This window comes from Nocardioides sp., from assembly GCF_030150155.1.
Lineage (GTDB): Bacteria > Actinomycetota > Actinomycetes > Propionibacteriales > Nocardioidaceae > Nocardioides.
Map to the genome: position 1 here is coordinate 73,161 of NZ_JASLGR010000061.1, position 13,907 is coordinate 87,067.

Annotated in this window: 13 protein-coding genes; 8 read left to right on the forward strand and 5 right to left on the reverse strand. The window is 69.5% G+C overall.

Annotated features, from left to right (window positions below):
* The first annotated feature begins 282 nt into the window (after positions 1–282).
* Positions 283–1,557 carry a DUF4143 domain-containing protein gene (locus tag Q1V88_RS19045; RefSeq protein WP_300683477.1) on the forward strand — a complete coding sequence of 425 codons (1,275 nt, stop codon included), beginning with the start codon at positions 283–285 and terminating at the stop codon, positions 1,555–1,557.
* 96 nt (positions 1,558–1,653) lie between these two features.
* On the opposite strand, the gene Q1V88_RS19050 is transcribed toward Q1V88_RS19045, so the two are convergent.
* From Q1V88_RS19050 to Q1V88_RS19065, 4 genes are read right to left on the reverse strand one after another with little or no spacing between them, the layout of a single operon-like run.
* A complete protein-coding gene (locus Q1V88_RS19050) occupies positions 1,654–2,478 on the reverse strand; it encodes a MaoC/PaaZ C-terminal domain-containing protein (protein WP_300683479.1) in 825 nt (274 codons plus the stop codon).
* Positions 2,475–3,641 (reverse strand): acetyl-CoA C-acetyltransferase, encoded by a 1,167-nt coding sequence (locus tag Q1V88_RS19055; protein WP_300683481.1) that lies wholly within the window; start codon positions 3,639–3,641, stop codon positions 2,475–2,477. The genes Q1V88_RS19050 and Q1V88_RS19055 overlap by 4 nt, the downstream gene beginning before the upstream one ends.
* A gap of 33 nt (positions 3,642–3,674) precedes the next feature.
* Positions 3,675–4,472, reverse strand: coding sequence for an SDR family oxidoreductase (locus Q1V88_RS19060; protein WP_300683484.1), 798 nt, complete (start codon positions 4,470–4,472; stop codon positions 3,675–3,677).
* Positions 4,469–5,650: an acyl-CoA dehydrogenase family protein gene (locus Q1V88_RS19065; protein ID WP_300683486.1), complete on the reverse strand. Its 1,182-nt coding sequence runs from the start codon at positions 5,648–5,650 to the stop codon at positions 4,469–4,471. The genes Q1V88_RS19060 and Q1V88_RS19065 overlap by 4 nt, the downstream gene beginning before the upstream one ends.
* Before the next feature lie 183 nt (positions 5,651–5,833).
* Here Q1V88_RS19065 and Q1V88_RS19070 point away from each other — a divergent pair, with 183 nt between their 5' ends.
* Genes Q1V88_RS19070 through Q1V88_RS19085 form a run of 4 tightly spaced genes read left to right on the forward strand, consistent with a single transcriptional unit; the run spans position 5,834 to position 10,105 of the window.
* Positions 5,834–6,757, forward strand: coding sequence for an enoyl-CoA hydratase (locus Q1V88_RS19070; protein WP_300683488.1), 924 nt, complete (start codon positions 5,834–5,836; stop codon positions 6,755–6,757).
* Positions 6,758–6,765: 8 nt separating this feature from the next.
* Positions 6,766–7,968, forward strand: a complete 1,203-nt coding sequence (locus Q1V88_RS19075; RefSeq protein WP_300683490.1) for an acyl-CoA dehydrogenase family protein — start codon at positions 6,766–6,768, stop codon at positions 7,966–7,968.
* Positions 7,965–8,975 (forward strand): acyl-CoA dehydrogenase, encoded by a 1,011-nt coding sequence (locus Q1V88_RS19080; RefSeq protein WP_300683491.1) that lies wholly within the window; start codon positions 7,965–7,967, stop codon positions 8,973–8,975. The genes Q1V88_RS19075 and Q1V88_RS19080 overlap by 4 nt, the downstream gene beginning before the upstream one ends.
* Positions 8,975–10,105, forward strand: a complete 1,131-nt coding sequence (locus Q1V88_RS19085; protein WP_300683494.1) for an acyl-CoA dehydrogenase family protein — start codon at positions 8,975–8,977, stop codon at positions 10,103–10,105. Before Q1V88_RS19080 ends, Q1V88_RS19085 begins: the two co-directional genes overlap by 1 nt.
* Positions 10,106–10,143: 38 nt before the next feature.
* Here the strand turns inward: Q1V88_RS19085 and Q1V88_RS19090 are convergent, their stop codons facing one another.
* Positions 10,144–10,776 (reverse strand): TetR/AcrR family transcriptional regulator, encoded by a 633-nt coding sequence (locus Q1V88_RS19090; protein ID WP_300683497.1) that lies wholly within the window; start codon positions 10,774–10,776, stop codon positions 10,144–10,146.
* A gap of 119 nt (positions 10,777–10,895) precedes the next feature.
* Here Q1V88_RS19090 and Q1V88_RS19095 point away from each other — a divergent pair, with 119 nt between their 5' ends.
* The 3 genes from Q1V88_RS19095 to Q1V88_RS19105 all read left to right on the forward strand — a co-directional run bounded on the left by Q1V88_RS19095 (position 10,896) and on the right by Q1V88_RS19105 (position 13,891).
* Positions 10,896–12,446: an AMP-binding protein gene (locus Q1V88_RS19095; protein ID WP_300683499.1), complete on the forward strand. Its 1,551-nt coding sequence runs from the start codon at positions 10,896–10,898 to the stop codon at positions 12,444–12,446.
* Positions 12,447–12,687: 241 nt separating this feature from the next.
* The gene (locus tag Q1V88_RS19100) at positions 12,688–12,885 is read left to right on the forward strand and encodes a hypothetical protein (RefSeq protein ID WP_300683501.1); all 198 of its coding nucleotides are present in this window, start codon (positions 12,688–12,690) and stop codon (positions 12,883–12,885) included.
* Positions 12,886–13,405: 520 nt separating this feature from the next.
* Positions 13,406–13,891: a hypothetical protein gene (locus tag Q1V88_RS19105; RefSeq protein ID WP_300683503.1), complete on the forward strand. Its 486-nt coding sequence runs from the start codon at positions 13,406–13,408 to the stop codon at positions 13,889–13,891.
* Positions 13,892–13,907 lie beyond the last annotated feature (16 nt).

Sequence of the window (13,907 nt, forward strand, 5' to 3'; positions counted from 1 at the left end):
CATGCGTCGCCGCCTCGACCGTCTCGCCCTTGCCGCCACCGTGCTCCTGGCAGGAAGCAGGCACCGCTCGGGGCACCGCCCGGTTCAGCATCGACGGCAACCCCGTCACCCTCAACGGACTCTCGCAGGTCGGCGGCGTTTACCAGGTCAAGGCCGGCCAGTCCTCACCGCCGCCGGCCGTCCGCAGTGTCTCCGGCTTGTATCGACCGGCGCGCTGCAGAATGTCGCCCGAAAGTACTGCAGAATGTAGTTTGAAAAATCTGCAGATTGTAGTCTCAACGGGTGACCTCGCCTGCCAACCGCCGCGGCTACCGACCCCGCGTCCTTGACGTTCTCCTCAAGGATCGCCTTGAGTCATCCGGAGCTGTCCTGCTCGAAGGACCCAAAGCGTGCGGGAAGACCTCGACCGGCGAGCGACACGCCAGGAGTTCGGTCTTTCTCGACCGCGATCCCGCAGCGTTGACCGCGATCGCGGTGGCACCCGACGTTGCCCTGAACGGCACTCCGCCCATGCTGATCGATGAGTGGCAGTTGGACGCGACCAGCGTGTGGAACCACGTCCGAGCCGAGGTTGATCGCCGAGCCGAGTCCGGCCAGTTCATCCTCACCGGTTCGGCGACTCCGGACGACGACGCACGCCGTCACACCGGTGCCGGTCGTTTCGCACGCCTGATGATGCGACCGATGAGCTTGTTCGAGAGCACCGACTCCAGCGGGGCCATGTCGCTGGCAGCCCTCATGGCCGGCGAACGGCCTACGGCCCGGTCTATGTTGACCGTCCCTGACCTCGTGGACCTGGTGGTTCGCGGGGGTTGGCCCACCAATCTGGATCGCACGGTGAAGGCGGCGACCCAAGCAAACGCGGACTACATCCGCACGATCGCCGACGTCGACATTCCTCGCGTCGACGGCTCCCGCAAGAACCCTCAGGTGGCACTGCGCCTCATGGCCGCACTGGCCCGCAACGTGGCAATGGAGGAGAACGTCTCCAAACTCGCAGCCGAGGCAGGCGGCGAGTCCCCCGCCATCGCGCGAACAACCGCGTACGCGTATATGAGTGCACTCACTCGCCTCATGATCCTGGAATCGCAACCTCCGTGGGCGACTCATCTTCGCTCACGTGCTCGTCTGCGCGAGAAGGCCAGAACCCACTTCGTCGACCCCTCACTGGCAGTGGCGGCTCTGGGCGGCAACAGCGCACGTCTGCTGGGAGACCTGAACTCATTCGGCTACCTGTTCGAGTCGCTCGTGGTTCGCGATTGCCGCATCTACGCAGGCCCTCTGGACGGAACCGTCCACCACTACCGCGACAGCAGCGGCACGGAGGTAGATGTCATCATCGAGACCCTCGACGGCTCGTGGGGTGCGTTCGAGGTGAAACTCGGCGGTGAGGAAGCGGTTGAAAGTGCCGCAGCGGGTTTGCTGAAGTTCGCCGCCAAGGTAGACACGGCGAAGGCCGGGCGGCCTGCCGTCCTGGGCGTCATCACCGGAGGCCCCTACGGGTACACCCGCCCCGACGGGGTGGTCGTGATTCCGATCGGAGCCCTTGGCCCCTGACTCGGAAACCACACGAGCAGGCCCCCTCGCCCCACCACCAGGGCGTTGCGGAGGCCTGCTCGCAGGCGATCAGGAAGGCGCCAGCGACGCCGGAGGTCAGCGGAAGGAGACCCGACCGCCGTCGATCGCGACGCCACGTTCGGTGGCGACGGTGAAGAGGGTCTCGCCGGTCTCCGCGGAGTCCCACGTCGAGACGGTGAGCTCCTCGCCGGGGAAGACCACCGAGCTGAACCGGCCCTCGAGCGAGGTCAGGTCGGCGGGGTGGACGCCCGCGGCGTCGGCCAGCACCAGGGTCGCCGAGGCGACGGTGGCCAGGCCCTGCAGGAACGGCTTGGGCTGACCCGAGGCCTGGGCGGCGACCGGGTCGATGTGGATGTGGTGCCGGTCGCCAGTGAGGCGGTAGAGGGCAGCGGAGTTCTCCGCGACGGTGAGCGAGCCGGAGCCGGTCGCCTCACCCTCGGGGCCGGCGGGGCGCGAGGGGCCACGCTCGCCACCGAAGCCACCGGCGCCGGGCGCGAAGATGGACCAGGTGGCGACGACGTACGGCGACGTCACCTCGATCTCGAAGACCGCTGCCGCGCCCTTGTCCCACACGTTGGCGACGCGGGCCGACATCTCCATCTCGCCCGCGATCGGGATCTCGCCGAGCACGGTCAGCTTCTGCGAGCCGTGCAGCGCGGTGGCGACCTCCCACGCCCCGGCCTCGGCGAGGACGTCGGGGGCCCACTGGGCCAACGTCAGCGCGAAGGTCGGGAGCACCCGCATCCGGTCCTCGAAGACCAGGTCCAGGCGGTCGGCCGGAGCGCCGACGGCGAGGGCGTACAGGATCGCGTCGCGGTCCGTCCACGACACCGTCCGGGTGCCGAGGTCGCGGCCGATCCACTCCCCGGCGTGGGCCGGAGCGTTCACGGCGGCGCTCACCCGAGCCGCTCGATGATCGTGACGTTGGCCTGGCCGCCGCCCTCGCACATGGTCTGCAGGCCGTAGCGGCCGCCGGTGCGCTCGAGCTCGTTCAGCATGGTGGTCATCAGCCGGGTGCCAGTGGCGCCGATCGGGTGACCCAGGGCGATGCCGCCGCCGTTGACATTGACCTTCTCGTGCGGGACGCCGATCTCCTTCATCCAGGCCAGGACGACGGAGGCGAACGCCTCGTTGCACTCGAACAGGTCGATGTCCTCGACACTCAGGCCGGTCTTGGCCAGCGCCCGCTTGGTGGCGTTGATCGGGCCGGTGAGCATCCAGATCGGGTCGTCGCCGAGCACGGAGAGGTGGTGAATCCGGGCGCGCGGCTTCAGGCCGTGCTCCTTGACCGCTGCCTCGGAGGCGATCAGCATCGCCGAGGCGCCGTCGCAGATCTGCGAGGCGACACCTGCGGTGATCCAGCTGCCCTCGGCCAGCGGGTTGAGCCCCGCCATCTTCTCCAGCGACGTCTCGCGCGGGCACTCGTCGGTGCTGAAGACGGTGCCGTCGGCCAGGGTGACCGGGACGATCTCGTTCTCGAAGCGACCCTCGGCGATCGCGGCCTTGGCGCGCTGGTGGGAGGCGAGGGCGTACTCCTCCATCTCCTCACGCGAGGAGTCCCACTTCTTGGCGATCATGTCGGCGGAGTTGAACTGCGAGACCTCGACCGTGCCGTAGCGCTCGACCCAGCCCGGGGACTCGGCGAACGGGGTGGTGAAGCCGAGGTCGGCGGCAGCGGTCATCGCCGAGGAGATCGGGATGGCGCTCATGTTCTGCAGCCCACCGGCGATGACGAAGTCCTGGGTGCCGGACATGACGCCCTGGGCGGCGAAGTGGACCGCCTGCTGCGAGGAGCCGCACTGCCGGTCGATGGTGACGCCGGGGACGGTGTCGGGCAGACCGGCCACCAGCCAGGCGGTGCGAGCGACGTCGCCGGCCTGGGAGCCGATCGTGTCGCAGCAGCCCATGATGACGTCGTCGACCAGCGACGGGTCGATGCCGGTGCGCTCGATCAGGGCGCCCAGCACGTGCGCGCCGAGGTCGGCGGAGTGGACGGCCGCGAGCGAGCCGCCGCGCTTGCCGACCGGCGTACGGACGGCGTCGATGATGTAGGCCTCAGCCACTGGACTCTCCTTCGAACTGTTGGGTCGCGCCGCTCAGGCGTGCTGGCTGGACACGGCGACGACCTCGCCGGTCATGTAGGACGAGTAGTCGCTGGCCAGGAAGACCATCACGTTGGCGATCTCCCACGGGGCGGCGGCGCGGCCGAAGGCCTCCTTGCCCTTGAGCTCGGCGAGCAGCTCGGGGCTGGTGACCTTCTCCAGGAACGGGTGCATCGCCAGCGAGGGCGAGACCGCGTTGACCCGGATGCCGTACTGCGCCAGGTCGGCGGCGGCCGAACGGGTCAGCGCCTTCACGCCGGCCTTGGCGGCGGCGTAGTGCGACTGGCCGTCCTGGAAGCGCCAGCCGATCACCGACGAGTTGTTGACGATGACGCCCTTCTTGCCCGCCGCGACGAAGCGCTTGCCGGCCTCGCGGATGGCGCGCATGGTGCCGGTCAGGGTGACGTCGAGGACCAGGTTCCAGGTGTCGTCGGGCATCTCGAGGATGTCGTTGGTGCCACCCAGGCCGGCGTTGTTGATCAGCACGTCGACCCCGCCGAACGGCTCGGCGGCGTCGAAGAGGGCCGTGATGTCGGCCTCCTGGGTCACGTTGCACACGATCGAGGCGACCCGGTCGGCACCGAACTCGTCGGCCAGGGCCTGGTGGGCCTCGGCCAGCCGACGCTCGTGGGTGTCGGAGATGACGACCGCCTTGCAGTTCTCCTCCAGCACCTTGCGGGCGACGGCGGCACCGATGCCCGCGCCGGCGGCGGCGGTCACGACGACGACGCGGCCCTCCAGCAGGTTGTGGCCGGGGACGTAGGCAGGGGTGGGCTGCTCGGGCTTGCTCATGGGCGGGGCTCCTTCGGCATGCCGAGCACGCGCTCGGCGATGATGTTGCGCTGAATCTCGTCCGAGCCGCCGTAGATCGTGTCGGCACGGGAGAAGAGGAAGAGGGACTGCAGGCGATCGAGGTCGTACGGCGCCGCGTCGACGGTCAGCGCGGCACCGCCGGCGACGTCCATCGCGAGCTCGCCGAGGTCACGGTGCCACCGCGCCCACAGCAGCTTGGCCACCGACGCCTCGGGGCCCTGCGACCCGGAGTCGTACGCCGACAGGGTGCGCAGCGCGTGGGTGCGCAGCACCTCCAGGCCGAGGGCGGCCTGGGCGATCCGGTCGGCGATGTCGCCGTCCTTGATCCGCCCGGTGGCGGTGGCGAGCTGCTCGACCTCGGCCAGCTCGCGGGCGAAGCCGACCTGCTGACCGATGGTGGAGACGCCACGCTCGAAGCCGAGCGTGGCCATCGCGACCTTCCAGCCCTCACCGGGCGCACCGACGACCAGGTCGGCCGCGGTGCGGGCACCGTCGAAGAAGACCTCGTTGAACTCACTCGTGCCGGTGAGCTGGATGATCGGGCGGACGTCGACGCCGGGCTGGTCGAGCGGGACCAGCAGGTAGGACAGACCCGCGTGACGCTGGGAGTCGGGGTCGGTACGGGCCACCACGAAGCACCAGTCGGCCTGCTGGGCCAGCGAGGTCCAGACCTTCTGGCCGTCGACGATCCACTCGTCGCCCTCGAGCCGGGCCTTGGTCCGCACCCCGGCGAGGTCGGAGCCGGCGCCGGGCTCGGAGTAGCCCTGGCACCACAGCTCGGTGACGTTGACGATGCCGGGCAGGAAGCGCTTCTTCTGCTCCTCGGTGCCCAGGGCGATCAGAGTCGGGCCGAGCAGGGTCTCGCCGAGGTGGTTGACGCCGGCGGGGGCGTTGGCCCGGGCGTACTCCTCGTGGAAGATGACCTGCTGGAAGAGGGACAGCCCGCGGCCGCCGTACTCCGTCGGCCATCCGATGCAGGTCCAGCCCGAGGCGGCGAGGTGCTGGTTCCAGGCGAGACGCTCGTCGTGCGCCTCGTGCTCACGGCCGGAGCCGCCGAGCCCCTTCAGCTTCGCGAAGTCGCCGACCAGATTGTCCGCGAGCCAGGTGCGGACTTCGGTCCGGAAGGCCTCGTCCTCAGCGGAGAACGTGAGGTCCATGATGCTCCTACTCTCGCCCTCACCGGGCCGTGGGCTTCTGCTGTCACTGGACGGGATCGGTCGAACCGATCGCCGCACCGGAATCACCATAGCCCACCAAGCACTTGTTTGGTACTGTTCAAACCGCCCCACCGAGACGGGGCAATCCCCACCCGATCAACGAGGCAACGGCGGAGGACACGCATGAGTGACCACGGAACCGACAGCGGCAGTGGCCAGGTGACAGCCAGCCTGAACACCCAGGGCGAGCCGGTCGTCACCTACGAGGTCCGGGGCGAGATCGCCTTCGTGATGCTCAACCGCCCGGAGTACAACAACGCCCAGAACTCCAAGGTCACCTACGCGCTCGACGCCGCCTTCACCCGCGCGGTCAACGACGACGCGGTCAAGGCGATCGTGCTCGGCGGCTCCGGCAAGCACTTCTGCGCCGGCCACGACATCGGGACCCCCGGTCGCGACGTCGACGAGTCCTTCGAGCGCAAGGCAGTGATCTGGTGGGACCACGTCGGCGCCGAGGGCGTCGACAACCGCTTCGCGCGCGAGTCCGAGGTCTACCTCGGGATGTGCCGCCGCTGGCGCGAGATCCCCAAGCCGATGATCGCGATGGTCCAGGGCGCCTGCGTCGCCGGTGGCCTGATGCTGGCCTGGTCGTGCGACTTCATCGTCGCCTCCGACGACTCGTTCTTCCAGGACCCGGTCGTCCGGATGGGGATCCCCGGCGTCGAGTACTTCGCCCACCCGTGGGTGATGAACCCGCGTGCGGCCAAGGAGTTCCTCTTCACCGGCGACCGCTTCAGCGCTGCCCGCGCCGAGGCGCTCGGGATGGTCAACAAGGTCGTGCCGCGCGCCGACCTGGAGGCCGAGACCCTCGCCATCGCCGAGCGGATCGCGAAGATGCCGCGCCTGGGCCTGGCGCTCACCAAGAAGGCCGTCAACCAGGCCGAGGACCTGATGGGGATGCGGACCGGGATGGACTCCGTCTTCGGTCTGCACCACGCCGCGCACGCCCACAACGCCGAGGTCGGACTGGACTCGCTCGCCGGCCTCGACGCCAAGGCGATGGCCGCCGCCAACAAGAAGGCCGAAGCCGAAGGAAAGGGTCAGTGACCACACCGATGACAACCACCCGCCAGAACTCCGAGGAGACCCTCGAGTTCACCGAGGCCGAGGAGGCGTTCCGGGCCGAGGCCCGCGCCTGGCTCGCTGCGAACAACCCGGGCCGTCTGCCCTCGATGGACACCGCCGAGGGCGCCGAGCTGCACCGCGCCTGGGAGCAGAAGCTGGCCGAGGGCCGCTACTCCGTGGTGACGTGGCCCGAGCAGTACGGCGGCCGCGACGCCACCCTGACCGAGTGGGTCATCTTCGAGGAGGAGTACTACCTCGCCGGGGCGCCGACCCGGATCGCGCAGAACGGCATCTCGCTGCTCGCGCCGATCATCTTCGAGCACGGCACCCCCGACCAGCAGGCCCGCTTCCTGCCCAACCTCGCCAACGGCACCGAGATCTGGGCCCAGGCCTGGTCCGAGCCCGAGGCCGGCTCCGACCTCGCCGGGATCCGCTCGCGCGCGATGCGCGACGACGCCCGCGGCGGCTGGGTGCTCACCGGCCAGAAGACCTGGAGCTCGCGGGCGCCCTTCGCCGACCGCGGCTTCGGCCTGTTCCGGTCCGACCCCTCGGCCGAGCGGCACCGGGGCCTGACGTACTTCCTCTTCCCGCTCGACGCCGAGGGCATCACCGTCCGCCCGATCGACCAGCTCGACGGCACTCCGGGCTTCGCGGAGATCTTCTTCGACAACGTCTTCGTCCCCGACGCCGACGTGCTGGGCGGCGTCGGCCAGGGCTGGAACGTCGCGATGAGCACCGCCGGCAACGAGCGTGGCCTCTCGCTGCGCTCGCCGGGTCGCTTCTGCGCCGCCGCCGAGCGCCTGCTCACGCTGTGGGCCGAGCGCGGCGCCGACGCCCCGCACCTGGCTCCTCGCGTGGCCGACGCCTGGATCAAGGCGCAGGCCTACCGGCTCTACACCTGGAACACCGTCACCGCGGTCAACGGCGGTGCCTCGGTCGGCGCTGCCGGCTCGGTGAACAAGATCTTCTGGTCCGAGCTCGACCTGGCCCTGCACGAGACCGGCCTGGAGCTGCTCGACGAGGACGCCGAGCTGCGCGACGAGACCGCTGCCGACGACGGCCGGTGGGTGGAGGACTACCTCTTCGCCCTCGGCGGCCCGATCTACGCGGGCACCAACCAGATCCAACGGAACATCGTGGCCGAGCGCATCCTCGGAATGCCACGTGGCGACAACAAGAGGGCAGGCGCATGAGGTTCGGACGCACCGCGGAGCAGGAGTCGTTCGCGACCGCACTCAAGGACCTGCTGAGCTCCTCCGACGTGCCGGAGACGGCCCGTGCCTGGGCCGACGGCGACCACGAGCTGGGCCTGGCCCTGTGGGGTCGCCTCGCCGAGCTCGGCGTACCGGCGCTGCTCGTCGGCGAGGACGAGGGCGGCATCGGTGCCGAGCTCGCCGACGCCGTGATCGCCTTCGAGGCGCTCGGCTACCACGGTGCCCCCGGCCCGTGGATCGAGACCGCCGTCGTGGCCCCGCTGCTGCTGGCCGCCACCGACGCCGACACCTCGAAGCTCGCCGGCCAGATCGCCGAGGGCGAGGTGCAGGTGTCGCTGGCGACCGCGAGCACCCCGTTCTCCCCGCGCGCCCTGGACGCCGACATCGCCGCCACCACCCTGGTCGTGGACGGCACCACCCTGGCCACCGGCACGGTCGGGGCGGCCCGCCGCTCCGTCGAGCCGGCCCGCCACCTCTTCGAGGTCAGCGCCGGTGACACCCTCGGCACCCTCGACCCGACGGCCGCCGCCGTCGCGCTCGACGCCGGTGCCCTGGCCTGCTCCGCGGTCCTGCTCGGTGCCGGTGAGCGGATGCTGGCCGAGGCCGTCGAGTACGCCAAGTCCCGCACCCAGTTCGGCCGCCACATCGGCGAGTTCCAAGCGCTCAAGCACCTGCTCGCCGACGTCCGCGTCGCCCTGGACTTCGCCCGTCCGCTGATCGAGTTCGCCGCCCTGGAGCTCTCCGCCGGCACCGCGACCGCGAGCCGCGACGTCTCGGCCGCCAAGGTCGCCGCCTCCGACGCCGCCTACCTCGCCGGCCGCACCGCTCTGCAGGTGCACGCCGCGATCGGCTACACGATGGAGTGCGACCTGAGCCTGTGGCTGCTCAAGGTCCGGGCCCTGGTCACCGCCTGGGGCACCCCGGCCTTCCACCGTGCCCGGGTCCTCGAGGCCCTCGCCGCCGACGCGTCGAACGGGAGCAACTGATGCACTTCGCCCTGACCGAGGAGCAGATCGAGCTGGCCTCCACGGTGCGTGCCCTGGTGGCCCGCCGGGCCGGCACCGTCGACGTGCGGGCCGCGATCGTGACCGAGGCCGGCTACGACACCGAGCTGTGGAGCACGCTGTGCGAGCAGATCGGCGTGGCCGCTCTCGCCATCCCCGAGGAGTACGGCGGCGCCGGATTCTCCAGCTTCGAGACGCACGTCGTGCTCGAGGAGCTGGGTGCCACCCTGACCCCCACTCCCCTGCTCGGCTCCGGCGTGATCGCCACCCAGGCCCTGCTGCGCAGCGGCAACGCCGCGGCCTGCGAGCGGATCCTGCCCGACCTGGCCAGCGGTGAGTCCACGGCCGCCCTGGCCTGGGCGAGCGCCGACGGCGAGCTGCGCCCCGACGGTGCCGCGGTCACGGCGACCGGCTCGGCCGACGCCTGGACCCTCTCCGGTGCAGCCGGTCTGGTGCTGGAGGGTGCCGCGGCCGACGTACTGCTCGTCATCGCCGACACCGGCGCCGGGATCGGCCTCTTCGAGGTCGCCCCCGACGCTGCCGGCGTGACCCGGGAGGTGACGCCCGCGCTCGACCCGACGCTGCGCTTCGCCACGATCCGCTTCGAGAACGCCGCGGCGACGCCGATCAGCACCGACTACGCCGGTGCCCTGGCGGCGCTGTACGCGATCGGTGCCACGGCGGTGACCGCCCTGCAGACGGGGGGCGCCCGGCGCGCCCTGGAGCTGACCGTGGCCTACCTCAAGGAGCGCGAGCAGTTCGGTCGCCCGCTGGCCTCGTTCCAGGCACTCAAGCACCGTGCCGCGGACCTGGTCGTCGACACCGAGACCAGCGTCTCGATGTCCTGGTCGGCAGCGTGGGCGATCGCCCAGGCCGACCTGAGCGACTGGGCCCCGACGGAGGCCGCCGAGGCGGTCCGCCAGGCGGGCCTGGCCAAGGCCTGGTGCTCGGACGCGTTCAGCCACGTCACCTCGGAGATGATCCAGCTGCACGGTGGCATCGCGATCACCTGGGAGCACGACGCGCACCTGTACTTCAAGCGCGCGCACGCCTGCGCCCAGCTCTTCGGCCGTGCCGCGGAGCACCGCCGGTCGATCAAGGTGCAGCTCTAGCCGCGTCCCCCTCGGGGACGCGGCCTGAGCGGCGCATGTCAGCGGCGGAGGAGACCACCGTGGAGCAGGTCGAGGTAACGCTCAGCCAGCGTCTCCCAGGTGGTCTTCCCGCCGGGGCGGTACCAACGCACCGTGCCCCAGACCGCGTCGCGGATGAAGCGGTAGGTCATCTTGACCTCGAGGTCCTCCCGGAACTCACCCGAGGCGCGGCCGGCCTCCAGGACGCCGAGCCAGGTGTTCTCGTTGCGCTGCCCGCCCTCACCGACGAACTCGAAGCCGGCGACGCCGGCCAGGTAGTCCTGCTCGGACTGGTACAGCGCGACCGCGTGGCGGTCCACGTGGATGGTGCGGAACGACTCCACGACGAGGCCGTCGAGCGCCTCGCGCGGGCCGGCACTCTCGGCCACCACGGTGCCGAAGCGCTCCTCCAGACCACCCAGGAAGCTGGCCAGCAGCTCGGTGAGCATGGCCTCCTTGCTCGGGAAGTGGTGGTACAGGCTGCCCGACAGGATGCCGCCCGCATCGGCGATGTCGCGGACCGTGGTCTGCGCGTAGCCGCGATCGGCGAACATCTCGGCGGCGATCTGCAGCAGCTGGGCCCGGCGGGCCGAACCGGCAGCCGCGGACTTCGACTTGCTCGCCCGCGGTGCGCTCTTGTCAGTGGTGGTCATGGCCAGCCTTCCCGGCCGATCCGACGGCCCCTGCGATCGCCTCCCCACACGCCTGTACGGCGGGGGCGTCACCAGTCATTATCGTAACAAACAAGCACTTGTTCACAGGAGTTGTTCTCATGGCACCACGCACCATCCCGGGCCTGCTCGCCTTCGGCGCAGAGACCTTCGGCGACCACCCGGCGATCGTCGACGGCGACGTCACGATCAGCTACGCCGACCTGGCCCGTCGGGTGAACGAGGCGAGCCGTGGCTTCCTCGCGGCCGGCGTCGTCCCGGGTGACCGGGTCGCGATCTGGGCACCGAACCGCTACGAGTTCATCATCGCACTGCTCGCGGCGGAGAACATCGGAGCAGCGATGGTCCCGCTCAACACCCGCTACCGGGGCCAGGAGGCCCGCACCATCCTGGAGCGCTCGCGCGCCGCGGTGCTGGTCACCTCCAACGGCTTCCTGGGTGCCGACTACGTCTCGATGCTCGAGGAGTCCGGCGAGCCGCTGCCCTCGCTGAAGACGGTCGTCAACCTCGGCCCGACGCCGCACCCGCACGCCCTGGACTGGGACGCCTTCCTCGCCGCCGGCGCCGCGGTGACCCCCGAGCGCCTGGCCGAGGTGCAGGCCGAGGTCACCGAGGAGACCGTCGCCGACATCCTCTTCACCTCCGGCACGACCGGTGTCCCGAAGGGCGTGATGAGCGCTCAACGCCAGACCGTCGGTGTCGCCGACGTCTGGGCACGCGGCGCCACCCTGACCCCGGCGGACCGCTACCTGGTGGTCAACCCGCTGTTCCACAGCTTCGGCTACAAGGCCGGCGTGATGGCCGCTTTCACCGCCGGCTCGACGGTCTACCTGCAGGCCACCTTCGACCCGGTCCAGGCGATGGAGATCATCGGCCGCGAGCACATCACCGTCTTCCCCGGCGCCCCCACGATCTTCATCACGCTGCTCAACCACGAGCGGCGCTCGGAGTTCGACCTCTCCTCGCTGCGCTTCTCCATCGCCGGTGCCGCCTCGGTGCCGGAGAACCTCTTCCAGCAGATGCGCGACGACCTCGGCATCGACCAGGTCGCGCAGGCCTACGGCCTCACCGAGTGCGTGGTCGCCACCCAGTCGCGCCCCCACGAGGACCCGCTGCACATCGCCGAGACCACCGGCCCGGCCGTCCCCGGCCTGGAGATCCGCACCGTGGGCGCCGACGGTGCCGACGTCGCGATGGGCGAGGACGGCGAGATCTGGATCCGCGGCGACAACGTGATGCTGGGCTACTTCGAGGACCCGAAGTCCACCGCGGAGACGATCGACGCCGAGGGCTGGCTGCACACCGGTGACGTGGGCCGCCTCGACGAGCACGGCTGCCTCAAGATCACCGACCGGATCAAGGACATGTTCACCGTCGGCGGCTTCAACGTGTACCCCGCCGAGGTGGAGAACGTGATCGCCTCCCACCCGGACGTGATGGAGACGGCCGTGATCGGCATCGACGACGAGCGGATGGGCTCGGTCGGTCGCGCGTACGTCGTGCCGCGGCCCGGCCACGAGGTGTCGGCCGAGGCGCTGACGGCGTACTGCCGCGAGCGGCTGGCGAACTTCAAGGTACCGCGCGAGCTCGTCGTCCTCACGGAGTTCCCCCGCAACGCCAGCGGCAAGATCCTGAAGAAGGACCTGGCCTAGACCGCCCTTGGTCCCAGTCTTTCGGCCCCGGGTCGAGGTCGCACCCGTGCGACCTTCGACCCGGGGCCGTTGCCGTTCGGACAGGGCCTCTTGGGCCGTCCCGGCTTTTGTTACCCCGATGCCAAGTTATTGCAACAGTTTGGCCGCTTCCTGCCGATTGCATTGACCGGCCCTCCAGGGTGCTCAAGAGTTGAAGCACCAGACCAACGACCTCGGGGGATGTGAAAGGAAGCAGGACACCATGCCACGGTGGTCGACTCATCTGTCTGCGGGACTGCCGCATGCCAACCCCAAGCTCGCCATCGTCGGCGCCGTGCTCGTGATCGCCGGGATCGGCGGCTGGATCACCACGGAGTCGGTCTCCGCCCACCAGCCCGACTCCCAACAGGACACGCCCTCCCTGGTCACCCCGGCACTCAGTGCCTCTGACGTGCGCTGAGTCGCAGCTGCAGACCCGAGACTGATTTGTAAGCCGGATGACAACATTTGCATCCGTTTGAGATTCGGCAGCATCGAGCCTTTGCCCCTGCTGCCCCTTCGGCGCAGTGTCACAAACACTCAGCTCGACGAAGAAGGCTTCAGTGGTGTCATCACCAACGCTGTTCGCACGGCCCACCCCCAAGACGCTCCTAACACGAAGGGGCAGTCTTGTCGCGCTAGCAACCCTCACCCTGATCGGAGCGACATCGCTTCCAGCGACAGCTGGCGTTGACGGGACGTACCGGAAGAACAACGTCAAGATCCGGAGCGGTCCCTACACGTCATCAACCCTCCGAGGCCAGGGCTTTCTCGGGCAGGACGCCTGCGTCTTCTACGCCGCTACAGGAACGACCGTGGACGGCAACTCGACCTGGTGGTATCACCAGAACTACTCAACGGGTGTCGAGGGATTCAGCGCAATGGTTCGAATGGCGCTCTACGCCCCAGCTATCACCTGCCAAAAGGTCTAAGGAGACGCCATGAACTTCCACTATGTTCGTCGCCACAAGGCACTGACTGTCACCATCGGGTCGGCCGTCCTCGTTACGGCCATTGGCGGCCTTTCGGTCGCACAGGCTGTCGACTCACCCACCTCGGCCGGGAAATCAGTCAGCACCTCGCCGGCAACCTTGGACTCGACTACGAAGGTCACCGCAACGAGCACGAACGCGACGACCGGATGCCCTGACGGGACACTGCCTCACCTGGATATCGCCAGATTCCCAGACGACTCTGAAGCGGGCGCAGACACGGTGCTCTCAGCCTTGCAGGAGTTAGACCCATCGATCAAGGGCGACGACGTGACGACGACACCCTTTGGGCCCCAAGAGGACGCACCCGTATGGGCCGATGCGAGCGGGACGACCTACCTCGTTTCGGCGCTAGCCAAAGGTGGCTGGTTCGCCTCCCCCTCAACACTCAGCGGATGCGACTCACTGGACTCATCGATGAGTGTTGCGCGTTGACCTTGCACGTCATTCA